Source organism: Paenibacillus sp. SZ31, from assembly GCF_012912005.1.
GTDB lineage: Bacteria > Bacillota > Bacilli > Paenibacillales > Paenibacillaceae > Paenibacillus.
This window is the reverse complement of sequence record NZ_JABBEA010000002.1, coordinates 389,632-406,596: the sequence shown is the minus strand read 5'-3', so window position 1 is coordinate 406,596 and position 16,965 is coordinate 389,632. Positions and strand designations below refer to the sequence as shown.

The window sequence follows — 16,965 nt, the reverse complement described above, 5'->3', positions numbered from 1 at the left end:
CAGATCGGGTTCAATTGATCCTTGCAGAGGCAGTCCAATTATTTTATATTATACACAAATGCGCGATATCGCACGTATGTGTTTTGAACAACAATGGTGAACACAATTCGATATATTAATTCATTGGAGGTACTCGAAATGGCTAAACATGAAGAAGTTAAAGATGGAGTTATCTTCCCAGTAGGAGAAAAAAACGAAGCATATGCACAATATTTTATAGGACAAAGTTATCTCCAATCCTTGGTTGCTGATCCCAAAGTGAATGTGGGTGTTGGGAATGTAACGTTTGAACCGGGATGCAGAAATAACTGGCATATCCATCGTGGTGGATTTCAGTTGTTGTTAGTGACTGGTGGGGAAGGTTGGTATCAGGAAGAAGGAAAACCCGCTCAATTCCTAAAAGCCGGCGATGTTATTGTGACACATGATGGTGTGAAACACTGGCATGGGGCCGCTAAAGATAGTTGGTTTGAACACATTGCGATCACTGCAGGTACACCGGAGTGGTTGGAACCTGTGACAGATGAAGTGTACGGAAATGCTACAAAGTAATCATTGAATAATATGATTAGTAATATGGCAAAAGGTGACTGAATGTCATCTGGTAAGCCTTCTGTAAATGATAGGAAAGTCAGGAAAAGCCTTACCGGGATCGGTAGGGCTTTTCCTGCTTATTACTTATAAAAGAATGATGAGTAATACTAAAGATAGAATTCCCAAAATAGCGATCATGGCCGTATCTTTGAATGTATCTTTCGCACGAACATGGGTGACAACTCCCCCCATGCCAACGGCTACCGAGATAGCAGCCCCTAGTATAGCAGCTCCTTCAACCCAGAAACCAATGATCAACAATATCGCTGCTGTTAGCTCAATGACCCCTGTTAGAACTCTAAACCACTGAGGATAACCCCACGTCGTGAATGCTTCAATATGCATTTTTGAGCCAAATGTTTTGCCTGTACCAGCCATGATGAACATGGCGGCTAGAAGGCCTTGTAAAATCCAAGATAGAATGATCATAATAATCCCCTTATTTATGGTATGTTCATTGATACCCGTGAAGTGTTAATTCAACAATTGTTGCAACGCTTCTTTGACGGAAGTTGGTTTGCGACGAAGGAGCATCTCCAAATCGGAATGAGCGTTCTCCAGTCCGCCCTCGCGAATTCCCTTTTGAACCATAACCAGTAATGCTGCAACGTCATTGGGTACATTCGCATCTTTTAACATATCACCATAAGAAGCATCATCCACAGCTAGTAGAGCAATACGTTTACCCGTAACTTCGTTAATCGTATCCACGAATTGCTGCTGGGTTAAGTTTTCACCGGACAATTCGTAAACTTTATTATCGTGACCTTTCCCAGTAAGTACGTTTGCTGTTACTTCAGCCAGATCCGGACGGTATACCCAACCAACTTTACCTTCACCCGCAGTGGTAACCCAAGGAGCACCTTCTAAGCATTGTTGAATTGTCGCTAATTCATTCTCAACATACCAGTTATTACGGACAAATACGTACGGAATACCCGATTCTTTAATGATCTCTTCACGTACACGGTGAATTCCCGCCAAGAAGAAATCACTCACATCCGCACGTGGGGCACTCGAATATACGATTTGTGCAACACCAGTTTCTTTTGCTGCCTCAACAGCATGGGTCTGCTGACGAATGGAAGATTCAATATCACCGAATGTTGAAACGATAAATACACGATCTATGCCTTGGAATGCTTGGACTAACGTATCTTTCTTTTCGAAGTCCGTTTCCCGAACCTCAATGCCTTGGGCTGCAAAACGTTGTGCTTTCTCCGATTGAATGTCACGTACACCTGAAATAATATCTGAAGTCGGAATGTTCTCCGCTAAATATTCTACAATCTTTGATCCCAAATGCCCGGATGCACCCGTTACTAAAATTTTCATCATTTTTCCTCCAATGTGGACTTGATTACCCTTGATTTGCTGTCGATATTTTCGACTTTCTGGTATACAACACATGTTGTATAATCAAGTCTATATGGCTTGTTAGCATTGGACAATCATCAATAGCTGTGAATGATCGTATATACGACATTTCATCACAACTGTTGAAAAAATAGGAGGCGATTACGTGGGAAAAACGTTAGACCCACGGTTCATCAGAACACGAAAACTGATTATGGATGCATTTATGGCATTGGTTATAGAGAAGGATTTCAAGGATATTACGATCAAGGATATCACGCAAAAAGCGACCATTAATCGAGCGACATTTTACTACCATTTCTTTGATAAATATGATCTGATGGAAACCGTGTTAAGTGAAGATATATTGCGGGAAGTTTTAAAAGATGTAACTTCGCATGAAGCTTTAACCCCAAAGGTCTTATATGATATATTCATTAGTTTAATCACTTTTCAAAGTGGGCTGGCTAATCAGTGTTCACGAAGTTATGAGGCATTTACACCTAAAATTGAAGCTGCTGTAAAGGAAGCGATGGGTAGGGCATTTAAAAAATTGCTGAAGCAACAGTTTCCAATATGGTCAACGGATAAGTTAGAATTGCATAGTATTATGCTTGGTTGGAGTTTATATGGCATGTCCATGAAGTTCGTGAAGAATGGTGATCTGCCATCGGAAGATCTAATGAAAGATACGTTTAATACGCTTTTGAATGTAGAACAATATGCTTGAATTCTCCCAGCTGAAGAACGATATAGGTACTGAGAATACAAGTTAACAGGCTGTTGAGATTTCCTCAACAGCCTGTTTTTTATCTGTAATCGTACTTTATTGAACAGATTCTATACGCAAAGCTTCCCTACATTTCTTCCGATAGTTCGATGGGGAGACTCCAAAGTGGCCGGAAAATTGCCGGGAGAAATAGTCAGGTGAATGGAATCCAACTGCCAGAGCAATCTCGGTAATCGGCCGCAGGGTATATTGAAGCAATGGTTCGGCTTGTTTCAAGCGATGTTTCATTAATGTTTCCATAATGGAATCCCCCACTTGTTCCTTGAACAAATGAGACAGACGGGAAGGGGATAAACACACCTTCTTGCCCAAATCCTCGATAAGAATCTGATCCATGTAATCCCGAGAAATAATGTTCAGTACTTCCTGAACGCGTGAATCCAATTCCTTCTTCGATTGATTCTGACTGGCAACCAACAAGATGACCTCTTCCAGTGCATTCAATGTTAGTTCATCCCTCAACATGGAATCCTCGTATAATCTGTAGGAGATCACTCTGCTAAAAGCCGATTCAATGGCTCTCCGGGAGCTTTCCTTGTCGATATGGAGTTGAAAGATCGGACCATCTGTATTGCTGGAGGGTATCCAATCCATCCAAGGTAGACGTGGAATGAAGTGAGCCCACATTTTATCCCATACATGTCCTTGCTCGGTGAAATAGTCTTGCGCGGTTCCAGGAGAGACAAGGGTCAACATTCCAGCTGTACAGCTCAGGTATCCACTAGCTCCATTATGAATACGTCCTTTCCCCGATAAAGTATATATGATTAGCCAATCCTTGGTTCCCTGTGCACGATAACAGGAGTAACCGTAGGGCTGAATATAGTGGTCGGACACCAGAATCCCCGGAGGATGTGTGTATTGTTGTCTTGCTGCAAACATAGCAGGATCGTCTGGTTTGTTAGCCATATCCTCATTCCTTTCGCTTCACTACATATTCTAAAATAATATACGAGAATAACTCGAAATGAAAGCGTTCTATTTTAGTGAAGGTAAGAGGTGAACCGCATGTCATATCAACAACATGACAAGAGAATACTTCAACTTGCGGGGAAGTGGAAATGCGTACTTGATCCCCGGGATATCGGTGAAACCGAACAATGGTACGAGTCGTTCGTTTCCCAATCAAAGAATCTGGTAACACTCCCTGGTACGCTGACAGTCAACGGCATTGGAGACGTAACGGAATGGGGCGATGAGATGGATCGAGAGTCGGTCCGTTCTCTGCGGCAGCGTCATTCTTATATTGGATCAGCATGGTACGGATACGAAATCGATGTCCCTGCTGAATGGGTTGAAAAGCGGTTTGTCATATATCTTGAGCGGATTATGTTCCAATCTACCTTATGGGTGAACGGTCAACTTGCCGGACAGCAAGATCGTTTATCCGTTGCTCATGAATATGACGTGAGTACATTCATTCAACCTGGAAAGGTCAACCGGCTCACCCTTCGGATTGATAATCGGGATGTTCAGAATCTGGGCAATCATTCGAGCGCTTATACAGAAGAGACGCAGACGATCTGGAATGGGATTATAGGCCGGATGGAGCTACATATTTCAGAGCCGTTCTGGGTCAATAATATACAGGTCTTCCCAGAGCCGGATCTGCGCTCCGTTGTAGTGAAGGGTACATGTCATAATAAAACCGATACTGAAGCTCATGCCAATTTGCAAATATCCGCACATATCAAACAGGGCGTAGCACCGCATGCGGTTCCTGAGATAGAAAAAAGTATCCATGTCTCCGCCTCATCCTCCGAGAACTTTGAGTGGAAAGTGGATATGGGTGAAAATCCCTTGTTATGGGACGAATTCAACCCCAATATCTATGAGTTGAGGATAGAAGCACAAGTAGTATTGGATGCACGCGAACCGATTCGTATCTCGGAAAATAGGACATTTGGGTTGCGATACTTTCAACGCAAGGACAGAGAATTGCTGATGAATGGAAGGCCTGTCTTTTTGCGAGGAACCTTGGAGTGTTGCATCTTTCCGCATACAGGTCATCCGCCGATGGACATTGAATCTTGGCTCAAGTTGTTTCAGGCAGCTAAGAACTATGGATTGAACCATATCCGTTTTCACTCCTGGTGTCCACCTGAAGCTGCATTCGAAGCTGCTGATCTATTGGGGGTTTACCTGCAAGTCGAGTCTCCCATGTGGATGGATACGTGGAATATGGCAGTAGGGACGCATTCAGAGCACTACACGTACTTGCCTCAGGAGGCTCGCCGAATTGCTCATGTCTACGGGAATCATCCTTCTTTTTGTATCTACAGTAACGGCAATGAATTGAATGGTGACTTCAACCTGTTGCACCGGATGGTAGACGACTTGAAATCGTTCGATGACAGGCGTTTATACACGCTCACCACCAATTGGGATCGGGAGCTTGATCCAGCAGATGATCTGTTTATTGCCCAATCGGTTGATGGTATTGGTGTTCGCGGACAATATTTCCCGGAAGAATTAGCGTTGTCTACTCAGCTAGACTTCCGAGACGCCGTAGCAAATCGACCAGTACCTGTTATTTCACATGAAGTGGGGCAGTATGCTGTCTACCCGGATGTACAAGAGTTGGAGAAGTATAGCGGAGCATTGCGTCCGGTTAATCTGGAGGTCATCCATTCAGATATGAAGAAAAGAGGTTTAATTGGTGACCTTCGTTCATTCGTCCACGGTTCAGGCATGTTGGCGCTACAATTATATCGCGATGAGATCGAAGCTGCCCTGCGCACGCCGAGTCTTGGAGGATTTCAGTTGCTGGATTTGCATGATTTCCCTGGTCAGAGCACCGCAACCGTGGGTCTCCTTAATGCATTTTGGGAATCCAAGGGTTTGATCGAACCTCAACAATTCCGAGAGTTTTGCGGGCCAACGGTACTGTTGCTTCGCATGCCGAAACGGATCTATACGAATACAGAGCTGTACGTGGCTGAGATCAACATTGCCCATTTTGGAGTAAAAGAACTTCCGCCATCCTCCATCCAGTGGACAATTGCAGATGGGCAGGGCCGCACGCTCGATTCAGGTTCTCTGCTTACAGATACGATTCCTCTTGGATCAGGTCAACCGTTAGGTCGCTTGGTTTCAGACGCGCCACATCGAATACAGAAAAGCGACAGACTGACGATATCTTTGAAACTGGAGGGTAGCGAAATACGAAATGAATGGCCGTTCTGGGTATACGAATGCAGCGGGAAGGATCAGGAAGTCCCTCAGGGCATAATGGTAAAACATAGTCTGGACGAAGGAATGGAGCAGACGCTTGAAGAGGGAGGAACCGTTTTATTTCTGGCGAAGGATAGTGACTTAAGAAATACGACCCCAGGGAAGTTCTATCCGGTATTCTGGAGTCCGGCACATTTTGCAACTGAAGCTCCGTGTGGCATTATGGTTGATTCTGAGCATCGGGCCTTGAGAGACTTCCCAACCAAAGAGTACGCAGAATATCCATGGAAGGACTTGCTGGAGCGATCCGTATCTATTGTGGTGAACGATGATATTGCATTTAACCCGATTGTTCAGGTCATACCCAACTTTGTTCATAACCGAAAACTGATGAATCTTGCGGAATATACCGTTGGAAAAGGAAAACTGATCATCTGTGGAATCGATATCGAGAATGATATGAACAGTCGACCTGTCGCAGCGCAGCTTCGTAGAACCTTAATCGACTATATGTCCTCAGATTCTTTTGCCCCCAAAGTATCGCTGGAGTTGAATGAGCTTCGCCAATTGCTTGAGAAGAATGAGCAGCCTGCCATGACAGGAACTGCTGATCTATGCACTTCGGAGCATGAGCTTGCCTGCGGGAAGTTAGCATCGAGCGATAGCATGAACGAGGGCAATGATGCCAAGTACGGAAACGATGGTGTCGATGAGACGTACTGGCAGGCACAAGACGATCATCCAGGCCACTGGTGGCAGGTAGATTTGTTACAGGAACGTTCCATCACAGGAAGCAAAATAAGTTTTCACGAGCAAGGTAACTTCCTATATGTGATTCAGGTTTCAAGCGATGCAATCGAATGGCGTGTGGTCGTTAACCAGACGGGGCAGACGTCACATGAACAGACACGGATGGATCAATTTGAAGCAAAGGGCAGGTATGTAAGAATCGTATATAATGGGTTACCGAAGGGAGTTAGGGCAGCACATCGTGCATTTGAAGTGTATGGCAGCTGATCCAAGCAATATGAATTGAAAGAAAAATAACGTTACCCTCAAGTGACGTTATTTTTCTTTTTGAAACAGTAAGAGACACGGATTTTTTGCGTAACATAAAGCTTAGTATTCTAAGGCGTGTCTCAAAATCTGTTTCCTTCGGAGTTCTCAGACAAGCCCTAGTTAATAACTTGGTTTCTTTTTAAAAGTCCCCATAATTGTTCAGCTACCTCTTCCGAGGATTGAGGCATATCATTCATAATCCACCATTCAATGATACCGACAAAGGCAGACGCCATAAATTGTGTGATAAATTCTTGGTTATAGTGGCTATTGTCACCATCCATATTGATGTTAATCCGGATGTGTGTTGTCACGAGTTCCAACATCTGTTCACGAAACGCAGGAATTCCTTTGTTAGAGAGCATTGAAGCGTAAAAACGATGGTTCTCTTCGAAATATCGAATTACAGGTAGAAAAGAGGATTGAATGAGATCAATCGTTTCACCATTCACATTCGTTGTCGTGGTTGCGGATATCATTTTGTTCAAGTTTTCTTCGATGCACTTGTTCAACAGATCATACTTATCACTGTAATGAAAGTATACCGTTCCCCGATTGATGTTAGCTCTATCAGCAATCTCGTTGATTGTAATGTCCTCAAAATTTTTCTCAGCAATGAGAGAAAGAAAGGACTGGAAGATCGCTTGTTTCGTTTTGACCACTCTTCGATCGATTTTAATGTGCACTTGGTAACCTCCACTCCGAGATATCTAACACTTTGTGATTGAACGTTGGATATCGAACAAAAAGCGCCAGATTAACGATTGTAGTTATTTTTGTACTCCTTATAATAATCAATAAGTCATACTTATTCAACAAATGTTGGATTACAAAATGTTATGGCTCAGACGATACATCAAGGAGGACAATTATATGTCACTGGAAATTTTACAAGCAAAATCCGAATTGAGAGATTTGGTGGACTCGTATGCTACGTTAACTGATGCCAAAAGAATTGCAGATCAGATGCTCTTATTTACACCGGATACACGATTCAAAGTATACTTTGGTGATCAACTGATGTCTGAAGTAACCGGAACCAAGCAGCTGGAAGAAGAGTTTAATGGTCATGTGGCGCTGGTAAAACGCTATTTCACCACGAACGCACAGCATGTAGTGAACGTGGAAGGTGATACTGCAACAGGCGTAGTATTTTCTCAGATCAAAATGGTTAGGGACGAGGAAGGCAAAGAAGTTCTCACGGATTATAGTGTTCAATATCATGATGTTTATGTCCGCCAGGGCGAAAAGTGGTTGATACAGGAACGTACTTCACAATATATCATCATTGAAGCAAGACCACTGTAAGCATAATGATATACACAAATTAATGGTTAAAGAAATGACGAGGGCGTTAACTGATGCTCTCGTCATTTTCTATGTTTTGCAGAATTCTATTTCAGGCGTCGAACAGGCAGTGTGGCTTGGATTTGCATAAATTGCAGTGTGTTTTTCAATGCACTTGGAGAAATTTCCAGAATGAAAACGCTTGTCAAACGGAAAAGAATATGATAATTTAATGTCTGTAACCGGTTACACATAGAGGAGAGCAACTTATGACAACAATTAAAGACGTAGCTCAACTGGCTGGCGTATCTGTAGCCACCGTATCCAGGGTCATTAATGATAGAGGTTATGTTCATGCGGACACACGCAAGAAAGTGGAAGAAGCTGTGAAGGCGCTTAACTTTTCGCCAAATGAAGTGGCCCGCTCATTATATAAGCGCAAGTCCAAACTGATTGGCCTGTTGTTGCCGGATATTACCAACCCTTACTTCCCGCAGTTGGCTCGCGGCGTAGAGGACCGGATGCAAGAGCAGGATTACAGACTGATATTCGGAAATAGTGATGAGGATGAACGGAAGGAGCAGGATTACATCCAGACGTTTATCCAGAACAACGTGGTCGGTGTGATCTCTTCAACGAACTACCCTCATTCTTCAATATATGAAAAACTGAAGATTCCTGTTGTGTTTCTGGACAGAACTTCACTTGATCGTCCATCCGTGTATGCGGATGGCAGGGAAGGTGGAAGACTAGCTGCAAGGGAGATCATTAACCGCGGCAGTCGCCGGATCACGGTTATGCAAGGACCGTCACAGATCAGACCTGCGCAGGATCGCTTCGAAGGAGCGATTGAAATCATCCGTGATGCAGGGCTAGACTATCACGTCATTCAGACGACCTCATTTTCGTTTAACGAGGCAGGGGTATGGGCTGAAGAGTTATTCAGGAAATATGCTGACACAGACGGAGTTATTGCCAGCAATGACATCGCAGCCATGGCGGTACTACATGAGGCATCACGAATCGGAAGGAAGGTTCCTGATGATGTACAAGTGATTGGTTTCGATGATATTCCGATGAGCAGCCTGTTATCGCCAGCATTATCCACCATTCGTCAGCCAGCATACGAAATGGGAAGAGAAGCGGCGGGATTACTTATCCAGCTTGTGGAACAAGCTGCAGTAGAGAACAAAAACATACAGTTGCCCGTCAGCTTCATCGAACGGGGCACAACGAGAAAGGTGTGATCAGATGGCTAAAATATGTGTAATTGGAAGCAGTTCGATGGATCTGGTTGTTACTTCTGCAAGACGGCCGGGGGCGGGTGAAACCGTTCTTGGCGATAGTTTCAAAACGGTTCCTGGTGGCAAAGGAGCCAATCAGGCTGTTGCCGCTGCACGACTGGGTGCCGAGGTTGCGATGATCGGGCGGGTAGGCGACGATGCTTTTGGCAAAGATATTGTAGAGAACTTTAGAGCAAATGCTGTAAATACGCAAAATGTGAAACCGGTTACACATTTAGAAAGCGGAACGGCTCATATCATTCTGGCTGAAGGTGATAATAGTATCGTAGTGGTTGAAGCGGCAAATCGGGAAGTCACTCCTGCATATGTCGATGAAGCGGCTGAAGTAATCCGCGGGGCAGATATCGTATTAATTCAGCAGGAAATTCCGGAGGAAACGGTTGTGCATGTGAGTACATTGTGTGCAGAATTCGGAACACCTCTACTGCTTAATCCGGCTCCGGCGAGAACGTTGCCGCAAGAAGTGATCGACAACGCCGCATATATCACGCCGAACGAGCATGAAGCCGAAATTTTGTTTCAGGGCATGAGTCCGGCACAGGCATTGCGTCAATATCCGAACAAGTTATTTATTACGGAGGGCAGTAAAGGTGTACGTTACTTCGATGGTACAGAAGAAATTCTAGTCCCAACTTATAAAGTGGAGGCTGTCGATACTACTGGGGCAGGGGATACGTTCAACGCCGCATTTGCAGTTGCTTTGGCTGAAGGCAAACCGTTGCAAGAGAGCATACGCTTCGCCAATCGGGCTGCATCGTTGTCCGTCACCAAGTTCGGAGCGCAGGGCGGTATGCCGACGCGTGATGAAGTAGAGGAGAGCTTGTAATGAAAAGAAATGGCATACTGAATAGTCACATTTCCAAGATTCTGTCTGATCTGGGTCACACAGACATGATTGCGATTGCGGATGCGGGTCTACCCGTACCAGAAGGGGTGCTCAAAATCGATCTGGCCCTCAAACTGGGAACACCGAGTTTTCGGGAAGTAGTGGAAGTGATCGCAGAAGATATGGTCATTGAGAAAGTCATTGTGGCCGAAGAGATTCAAGAAGGTAATCCCGTAGCCATGCAATTCGTCACGGAGAAATTCGGGGTAGAAGCAATCGATGCTTCCGTCAGCCACGAACAATTCAAAGCGTTAACCCGGCAGGTGAAGGCGGTCATCCGCACAGGTGAAGCCACACCTTATGCCAATTGCATTTTACAATCGGGAGTCCATTTCGGTTAAAAGGAGGTTGCGTAATGCACATTCAGATGCAAGACATTCATAAAGCGTTCGGCACCAATCAGGTGCTGAGCGGAGTGGATTTTGAACTAAAAGAGGGTGAAGTTCATGCCCTGATGGGGGAGAATGGAGCCGGCAAATCCACACTGATGAACATTCTGATTGGTCTTCATCAGCGTGATCAGGGAACCATCACCATAGACGGAGAAGAAAACTATTTTGCAAGTCCGAAGGAAGCAGAGAAACTGGGGATCACCTTTATCCATCAGGAGCTGAACGTATGGCCTGAAATGACGGTCCTGGATAACCTCTTTATTGGTAAGGAACTGACATCTTCCTTCGGCCTGCTCAACACAAGACAAATGAAAACGCTTGCCAAAGAACAGTTCGCCAAGCTTTCCGTAGACATACCGCTGGAACGTCCTGCGGGAGAGTGCTCCGTCGGACAACAACAGATGATCGAGATCGCCAAAGCACTAATGACAGATGCCAAGGTCATCATTATGGACGAGCCAACAGCAGCACTTACGGAGCGCGAGATTCAGAAGCTCTTCGGTGTAATCAGCTCGCTGAAGAAGGAAGGCGTATCCATCGTGTATATTTCTCACCGAATGGAGGAGATATTCACGATCTGTGACCGGATTACGATTATGCGTGACGGAAGAACAGTAGATACGCAGGCCATTCCACAGACAAGCTTTGATGAAGTGGTTCGGAAAATGGTAGGTCGTGAACTTACCGAGCGTTATCCTGTCCGGAATCCTTCGTATGGTGAAGTTGTCCTCGAAGTAAGGAATGCAAGCAGCAAAGGTCTATTCGAGAATATTAACTTCACCGTGAGAGCGGGGGAAATCCTCGGTTTCTCAGGACTCATGGGTTCTGGACGAACAGAGATCATGAGAACCATCTTTGGTTTGGATACGTTGGATAGCGGTGAAATCTTCATCCGCGGCAAAAAAGCGAACATTCGTAAACCGGCCGATGCTGTGAAACATGGAATTGGGTTCATTACAGAAGACCGCAAGGATGAGGGGCTGGTATTAGACTTCTCCATTCGCGAGAATATGGCGTTGCCGAATCTGTTCAGTTTCTCAAGCAAAGGCTTCATCTCAGCTTCCAAAGAACAAGAATTCGTAGATACTCTGATCAAACGGCTTCAGATCAAAACGCAATCCTCCGAGACCGCGGCTAGAAATCTATCCGGGGGTAACCAACAGAAGGTGGTTATCGCGAAATGGGTTGGGATCGGTCCAAGCGTACTTATCCTGGATGAACCCACGCGCGGAGTGGATGTTGGAGCGAAGCGCGAAATCTATGAATTGATGAATGAACTGACTGACCGCGGCGTTGCAATCATCATGGTATCGTCGGAGCTACCTGAAGTGCTTGGCATGAGTGACCGGATCGCGGTTGTGCATGAGGGACACATCAGTGGCGAGGTTGCAAGGGAAGTAGCAACACAAGAACACATTATGACATTGGCCACAGGGGGACAGTGATATGACAACAATGCAGGAAAACAAAACGGCCAAAAGTGGCTTCCGTTTCTCAAATGTAATACAAAAATTGGGGCCGCTGCTCGGCTTAATCATTCTTATTCTCATCGTATCGGTGTTAAATCCAAGTTTCTTGGAACCGCTTAATATTTTGAATTTATTGCGTCAAGTCTCCATTAATGCGCTGATTGCCTTCGGTATGACATTTGTTATTCTGACGGGTGGAATTGATCTGTCGGTCGGCTCGATCCTGGCTTTATCCAGTGCTTTTGTTGCAAATATGATGTTGTCTGGCTTGGACCCGATCTTGTCGATCATTATCGGTGTAGCGCTTGGTGGTGTCATGGGTATGGTGAATGGACTGATGATTACCAAAGGCAGAATGGCTCCATTTATCGCTACATTGGCAACCATGACGATATTTAGAGGACTAACGTTGGTGTACACGAATGGTAATCCAATTACAGGACTCGGGGATAACTTGTTGTTCCAATTGTTCGGTCGCGGTTACCTGCTGGGCATTCCGGTACCTGCAATTACGATGCTGATTACCTTCATGATTCTGTGGATTGTTTTGCATAAAACGGCTTTTGGCCGCAAAACGTACGCTATTGGTGGTAATGAAAAAGCTTCCATTATCTCGGGGATCAAAGTCAATCGCGTAAAAATTATGATCTATTCCCTGACAGGTATGCTCGCTGCTTTGGCAGGTGCAATTCTGACATCACGCTTGAACTCAGCACAACCAACGGCAGGTACATCCTACGAGCTGGATGCAATCGCAGCAGTTGTATTGGGTGGTACAAGTCTCGCTGGGGGACGTGGACGCATCGTCGGTACACTGATTGGTGTTTTGATTATCGGCGTGTTGAATAATGGATTGAACTTGCTTGAAGTAAACTCATTTTACCAAATGGTTGTAAAAGGCATCGTCATTGCCATTGCCGTCCTACTGGACCGCAAGAAAACAGCATAAGGAGAGAAGCGAATATGAAAAAGTGGACTTTAACACTCGTAAGTATGCTGATGATCATCGTTCTGGCCGGGTGCTCTCTGGAGCCACCGGAATGGGCGAAACCTAACCCTAACAAAAGTAATGGACAGAAGAAAATAGGTTTGTCGATATCTACGTTAAACAATCCATTCTTTGTATCACTGAAGGACGGGGTCATGGCTGAAGCCAAAAAACAGGGAATACAGGTCATCGTGGTTGATGCACAGAACGATTCGGCCAAACAAACCAATGATGTGGATGATCTCATTCAGCAAGGAGTTAGTGCGCTTCTGATTAACCCTGCGGACTCTGCAGCGATCTCCACAGCGGTTCAATCGGCCAATAGTGTTGGCATTCCCGTGATCACGCTGGATCGCTCCGCAGATAAAGGCGAAGTGGCGGCACTAGTAGCATCGGATAACGTAAAAGGCGGACGCATGGCTGCTGAATACTTTGTGGAACAACTGGGTGAGGGAGCAAAAGTTATTGAACTGGAAGGTGTGCCGGGCGCTTCTGCAACAAGAGAACGAGGTAAAGGCTTCCACGAAGTGGCTGACAAACAACTCGATGTAGTTTCCAAGCAATCTGCTGATTTTGATCGGTCCAAAGGATTGAATGTCATGGAGAACTTGCTACAAGGTAATCCAGACGTGCAAGCGGTATTTGCCCATAATGACGAGATGGCACTTGGTGCAATTGAAGCGATTCAAAGCTCAGGTAAAGACATTCCGGTCATCGGATTCGATGGTAATGATGATGCAATCAAATCCATTCAGGATGGGAAATTGACGGCAACAGTCGCTCAGCAGCCTATACTGATTGGCCAACTGGCGCTGCAAGCAGCTCTGGATGTGCTCAGTGGCAAGCAGGTGGAGTCTTCGATTCCCGCTGAATTGAAGCTGGTAACGAAGGAAAATGTGAATGAGTAAATCATCATAAAACATGTTTCTCTGTTTGAGACATGAACATAGGATTAAACCAAGCCGCTAATTTTAGCGGCTTTTTCACATTTTGGAAGTATGCGGGCAGCACATTAAACAGATTATTGGCTTTTAGAGCACACAAATGGTAACCCAATTTCCATCAAAGTCTTTTTTATAGTTTTGGATTGCTCCAAAATAGTGTTTTTGGATATGTATAACCAATCCAACTGTTGATACACTAGCATGATATTCCACATAGTCTCAGTCTTCACAATACATAAGGAGGAGCTAATCTTATTGATTCATTCCTGTTCGAAATAGAAAGAAGGTGGCTGACATGAAACATCTAGTAGAAGAAAATCTTCAAGCTGTAAGACAGCAAATGGCACTGGCCTGCCAGGCTTCAGGTCGCAACATAGAGGACATCAAGTTGTTGCTCGCGACCAAAACGGTACCGCTTGAGAAATTACAAATAGCTATTCAAGCAGGTGAGGTCCTGTTTGGAGAAAACAAAGCTCAAGAACTCCGAGACAAATTCCCACTCATGGAACAAAGCAAGCAGGTGGAATGGCATTTTATCGGACATCTGCAAACAAATAAAGTAAAGGACGTTGTTAAATATGTGACTCTCATCCATTCCGTAGATCGTCTGAAACTGGGTCAAGCGTTACATAACCAGCTTCTCAAAGAGAATAAGACCTTAGACATTCTTGTGCAAATTAATACGTCCTACGAAGAAAGTAAGTTTGGTGCCTCTCCAGAAACCAGCCATCGAGCTTGTAGAACAGTTGTCTCAATTCGCGACATTAAATGTGAAAGGTCTAATGACCATTGGAAAACTGAATGTAACAAATGAAGAAACACGACATTGCTTTCGATTGTTAAACCGTATTCGCAATCAGATTAAAGAGAAAAACATCCCACGTGTTGAAATGGATATTTTATCGATGGGGATGTCTGGTGACTTCCAGATCGCCATTGAAGAAGGAGCTACAATGATACGTGTAGGGACAAGTGTATTTGGTCAACGCTACTTACCGGACGAGTATTACTGGAATGAAAACACACGCATCGATGATTAAGTGAGAGGTAGTGTTAAATATGAAGACAGCATCCCCTTCGTTACGCGGCCGTGATTTGATATCGCCGGTGATCGCCGCTTTAATATCCGTAATTGTTAATTACGGGGGTACGTTTATCCTTGTTTTTCAAGCTGCAAAAGTCGCTGGTTTAAGCCCCGAAATGACCGCTTCCTGGATTTGGTCCATCTCGATTGGGGTAGGCGTAACAGGAATTTGGCTCAGTTATCGATATAAGGAACCGATTATTACAGCCTGGTCTACACCGGGTGTGGCGTTTCTCGTTTCAGCATTAGCGGTAACCCCTTATCCGGAAGCAATTGGCGCTTACATGATTTCAGCAGTCGGATTTATTATTTTAGGTTTGTCAGGCATGTTTGAACGTTTCGTTCGACTTATTCCCCCAGGCATCGCTTCCGGATTGTTAGCTGGTATTTTACTACAGTTTGGTATTTCGGCCTTTGGAGGGGCGAAGGTAGATCCTTTGCTTGTGATTGTACTGTTTGCAGGCTATATCGTGCTAAGAAGGTTTACTTCCCGTTACGCCATTGTTGGCATATTGGCAATCGGTTTGATTTATTTGATATGCATGGGGAAAACAGACTTCAGTACGATCCAATTGGCTGTAGCATCGCCTGTATTTGTTGTTCCAGCATTTTCGTTAAATGCTTTACTTGGCGTTGCGCTACCGCTGTTCATTATTACCTTGACAGGGCAGTATATGCCCGGAATGCTTGTTCTGCGTAATGATGGATTCAAGACAAGTGCCAATCCTATTTTAGCTGTAACAGGTTTGGGTTCGCTTCTTGCAGCCCCATTCGGATCACATGCTTTTAATGTGGCAGCTATTACAGCAGCGATTTGCACAGGAAAGGATGCACATGAGGATTCAACCAAACGTTATATTGCAGGTATTGCTTGTGGTGTTTTTTATATTTTTGTCGGCATTTTTGGCGTAACATTGGCTGCTCTGTTTTTGATTCTTCCTGCTACCTTTATTGCAACATTAGCGGGATTAGCCTTACTTGGAACGATCGGTGGCAGTCTTGCCAATGCATTAACGGACCCTAAGGGACGTGAAACTGCATTGATTACGTTTTTGGCGACAGCAGCGAATGTGACTTTGCTTGGTGTGGGTGGTGCATTTTGGGGACTGTTTGCAGGAATGATGGCACATCTACTGATGAATAGTAAATTTCCCGAAAAACAACTTGGAACGAATAAATAACCGTAATATTGAGAGGAAGCCCAAGGTGATTATCTAACACACGGAAGTCTCGTTAATTTTTCATTGAAGGTGTTCTGAGTAACGCCAACGCATTGGCAGAAACTTTAATGAATGAAGGACTCACCCTTGTATCGGGAGGAACAGATAATCATAAGCGAATAAAAATGCAATTCCTCACGATACGGCAAGTCCTTTGGTTACGAGCGGTATTCGTTTTGGAACTCCGGCTATGACGTCCAGAGGACTTGGAACCAGGGAAATGAAAGAAATTGCTCAGCTGATAGGGCTTGCTTTTAAAAATCCAAAAAACTCGGATGTAAAAAATCAAATATTAGGTAGTGTCCGTGAAATTACTTCGCAAGTTCCTCTATATGAAGGGCTTAAATAGCTCAACAGCAGACACAAATAGAGCCTGCAATTGTTCCTAATGGATAACAATTGCAGGCTCGTATTTTGC

At 44.6% G+C, this 16,965-nt stretch carries 16 protein-coding genes and 1 pseudogene; 13 read left to right on the top strand and 4 right to left on the bottom strand.

What is annotated here, in order from left to right:
* Window positions 1-138 precede the first annotated feature (138 nt).
* On the top strand, window positions 139-552 hold the full coding sequence (locus HF638_RS06455) for a cupin domain-containing protein (RefSeq protein ID WP_169479456.1): 414 nt from the start codon (window positions 139-141) through the stop codon (window positions 550-552).
* Between the two features lie 126 nt (window positions 553-678).
* Here HF638_RS06455 and HF638_RS06450 read toward each other — a convergent pair whose 3' ends face one another.
* Together HF638_RS06450 and HF638_RS06445 are read right to left on the bottom strand one after the other, a co-directional pair.
* On the bottom strand, window positions 679-1,023 hold the full coding sequence (locus tag HF638_RS06450) for a DoxX family protein (protein WP_169479455.1): 345 nt from the start codon (window positions 1,021-1,023) through the stop codon (window positions 679-681).
* 45 nt (window positions 1,024-1,068) lie between these two features.
* The gene (locus tag HF638_RS06445) at window positions 1,069-1,929 is read right to left on the bottom strand and encodes an SDR family oxidoreductase (RefSeq protein WP_169479454.1); all 861 of its coding nucleotides are present in this window, start codon (window positions 1,927-1,929) and stop codon (window positions 1,069-1,071) included.
* Between the two features lie 187 nt (window positions 1,930-2,116).
* Here HF638_RS06445 and HF638_RS06440 point away from each other — a divergent pair, with 187 nt between their 5' ends.
* Window positions 2,117-2,680, top strand: a complete 564-nt coding sequence (locus tag HF638_RS06440) for a TetR family transcriptional regulator (RefSeq protein ID WP_169479453.1) — start codon at window positions 2,117-2,119, stop codon at window positions 2,678-2,680.
* 96 nt (window positions 2,681-2,776) lie between these two features.
* Here the strand turns inward: HF638_RS06440 and HF638_RS06435 are convergent, their stop codons facing one another.
* Window positions 2,777-3,649 (bottom strand): helix-turn-helix domain-containing protein, encoded by an 873-nt coding sequence (locus tag HF638_RS06435; RefSeq protein WP_169479452.1) that lies wholly within the window; start codon window positions 3,647-3,649, stop codon window positions 2,777-2,779.
* A 99-nt stretch (window positions 3,650-3,748) separates the two neighbouring features.
* Here HF638_RS06435 and HF638_RS06430 point away from each other — a divergent pair, with 99 nt between their 5' ends.
* Window positions 3,749-6,931: a discoidin domain-containing protein gene (locus HF638_RS06430; RefSeq protein WP_169479451.1), complete on the top strand. Its 3,183-nt coding sequence runs from the start codon at window positions 3,749-3,751 to the stop codon at window positions 6,929-6,931.
* Between the two features lie 158 nt (window positions 6,932-7,089).
* Here HF638_RS06430 and HF638_RS28860 read toward each other — a convergent pair whose 3' ends face one another.
* A complete protein-coding gene (locus HF638_RS28860) occupies window positions 7,090-7,659 on the bottom strand; it encodes a TetR/AcrR family transcriptional regulator C-terminal domain-containing protein (RefSeq protein WP_169479450.1) in 570 nt (189 codons plus the stop codon).
* A 187-nt stretch (window positions 7,660-7,846) separates the two neighbouring features.
* Between HF638_RS28860 and HF638_RS06420 the strand changes: the two genes are divergently transcribed.
* The 10 genes and pseudogenes from HF638_RS06420 to HF638_RS28990 all read left to right on the top strand — a co-directional run bounded on the left by HF638_RS06420 (window position 7,847) and on the right by HF638_RS28990 (window position 16,896).
* Window positions 7,847-8,281, top strand: a complete 435-nt coding sequence (locus HF638_RS06420; RefSeq protein WP_169479449.1) for a nuclear transport factor 2 family protein — start codon at window positions 7,847-7,849, stop codon at window positions 8,279-8,281.
* Between the two features lie 248 nt (window positions 8,282-8,529).
* Window positions 8,530-9,507 carry a LacI family DNA-binding transcriptional regulator gene (locus HF638_RS06415; RefSeq protein ID WP_169479448.1) on the top strand — a complete coding sequence of 326 codons (978 nt, stop codon included), beginning with the start codon at window positions 8,530-8,532 and terminating at the stop codon, window positions 9,505-9,507.
* 4 nt (window positions 9,508-9,511) lie between these two features.
* Window positions 9,512-10,390 carry a ribokinase gene (gene rbsK / locus HF638_RS06410; RefSeq protein ID WP_169479447.1) on the top strand — a complete coding sequence of 293 codons (879 nt, stop codon included), beginning with the start codon at window positions 9,512-9,514 and terminating at the stop codon, window positions 10,388-10,390.
* Window positions 10,390-10,791 carry a D-ribose pyranase gene (gene rbsD, locus HF638_RS06405; protein WP_169479446.1) on the top strand — a complete coding sequence of 134 codons (402 nt, stop codon included), beginning with the start codon at window positions 10,390-10,392 and terminating at the stop codon, window positions 10,789-10,791. The genes rbsK and rbsD overlap by 1 nt, the downstream gene beginning before the upstream one ends.
* A gap of 14 nt (window positions 10,792-10,805) precedes the next feature.
* Window positions 10,806-12,287 carry a sugar ABC transporter ATP-binding protein gene (locus HF638_RS06400; RefSeq protein ID WP_169479445.1) on the top strand — a complete coding sequence of 494 codons (1,482 nt, stop codon included), beginning with the start codon at window positions 10,806-10,808 and terminating at the stop codon, window positions 12,285-12,287.
* 10 nt (window positions 12,288-12,297) lie between these two features.
* Window positions 12,298-13,260 (top strand): ABC transporter permease subunit, encoded by a 963-nt coding sequence (locus HF638_RS06395; protein ID WP_413775758.1) that lies wholly within the window; start codon window positions 12,298-12,300, stop codon window positions 13,258-13,260.
* 14 nt (window positions 13,261-13,274) lie between these two features.
* Window positions 13,275-14,207 (top strand): ribose ABC transporter substrate-binding protein RbsB, encoded by a 933-nt coding sequence (gene rbsB / locus HF638_RS06390; RefSeq protein WP_076331135.1) that lies wholly within the window; start codon window positions 13,275-13,277, stop codon window positions 14,205-14,207.
* 331 nt (window positions 14,208-14,538) lie between these two features.
* Window positions 14,539-15,283 (top strand): annotated as a pseudogene (locus tag HF638_RS06385) (YggS family pyridoxal phosphate-dependent enzyme).
* Window positions 15,284-15,302: 19 nt separating this feature from the next.
* Window positions 15,303-16,508, top strand: a complete 1,206-nt coding sequence (locus HF638_RS06380; protein WP_169479444.1) for a benzoate/H(+) symporter BenE family transporter — start codon at window positions 15,303-15,305, stop codon at window positions 16,506-16,508.
* A gap of 259 nt (window positions 16,509-16,767) precedes the next feature.
* Window positions 16,768-16,896 (top strand): hypothetical protein, encoded by a 129-nt coding sequence (locus HF638_RS28990; protein WP_481856143.1) that lies wholly within the window; start codon window positions 16,768-16,770, stop codon window positions 16,894-16,896.
* The last annotated feature ends 69 nt before the right edge of the window (window positions 16,897-16,965 follow it).

Excerpts from the sequence above, each read along its gene's own strand:
- HF638_RS06430 (WP_169479451.1), top strand. The coding sequence starts at position 3,749 with ATGTCATATCAACAACATGACAAGAGAATACTTCAACTTGCGGGGAAG.
- HF638_RS28990 (WP_481856143.1), top strand. The coding sequence starts at position 16,768 with ATGAAAGAAATTGCTCAGCTGATAGGGCTTGCTTTTAAAAATCCAAAA.
- HF638_RS06380 (WP_169479444.1), top strand. The coding sequence starts at position 15,303 with ATGAAGACAGCATCCCCTTCGTTACGCGGCCGTGATTTGATATCGCCG.
- HF638_RS06455 (WP_169479456.1), top strand. The coding sequence starts at position 139 with ATGGCTAAACATGAAGAAGTTAAAGATGGAGTTATCTTCCCAGTAGGA.
- HF638_RS06450 (WP_169479455.1), bottom strand. The coding sequence starts at position 1,023 with ATGATCATTCTATCTTGGATTTTACAAGGCCTTCTAGCCGCCATGTTC.
- rbsB (WP_076331135.1), top strand. The coding sequence starts at position 13,275 with ATGAAAAAGTGGACTTTAACACTCGTAAGTATGCTGATGATCATCGTT.
- rbsD (WP_169479446.1), top strand. The coding sequence starts at position 10,390 with ATGAAAAGAAATGGCATACTGAATAGTCACATTTCCAAGATTCTGTCT.
- rbsK (WP_169479447.1), top strand. The coding sequence starts at position 9,512 with ATGGCTAAAATATGTGTAATTGGAAGCAGTTCGATGGATCTGGTTGTT.
- HF638_RS06395 (WP_413775758.1), top strand. The coding sequence starts at position 12,298 with ATGCAGGAAAACAAAACGGCCAAAAGTGGCTTCCGTTTCTCAAATGTA.
- HF638_RS06435 (WP_169479452.1), bottom strand. The coding sequence starts at position 3,649 with ATGGCTAACAAACCAGACGATCCTGCTATGTTTGCAGCAAGACAACAA.
- HF638_RS06400 (WP_169479445.1), top strand. The coding sequence starts at position 10,806 with ATGCACATTCAGATGCAAGACATTCATAAAGCGTTCGGCACCAATCAG.
- HF638_RS06420 (WP_169479449.1), top strand. The coding sequence starts at position 7,847 with ATGTCACTGGAAATTTTACAAGCAAAATCCGAATTGAGAGATTTGGTG.
- HF638_RS06415 (WP_169479448.1), top strand. The coding sequence starts at position 8,530 with ATGACAACAATTAAAGACGTAGCTCAACTGGCTGGCGTATCTGTAGCC.
- HF638_RS06445 (WP_169479454.1), bottom strand. The coding sequence starts at position 1,929 with ATGAAAATTTTAGTAACGGGTGCATCCGGGCATTTGGGATCAAAGATT.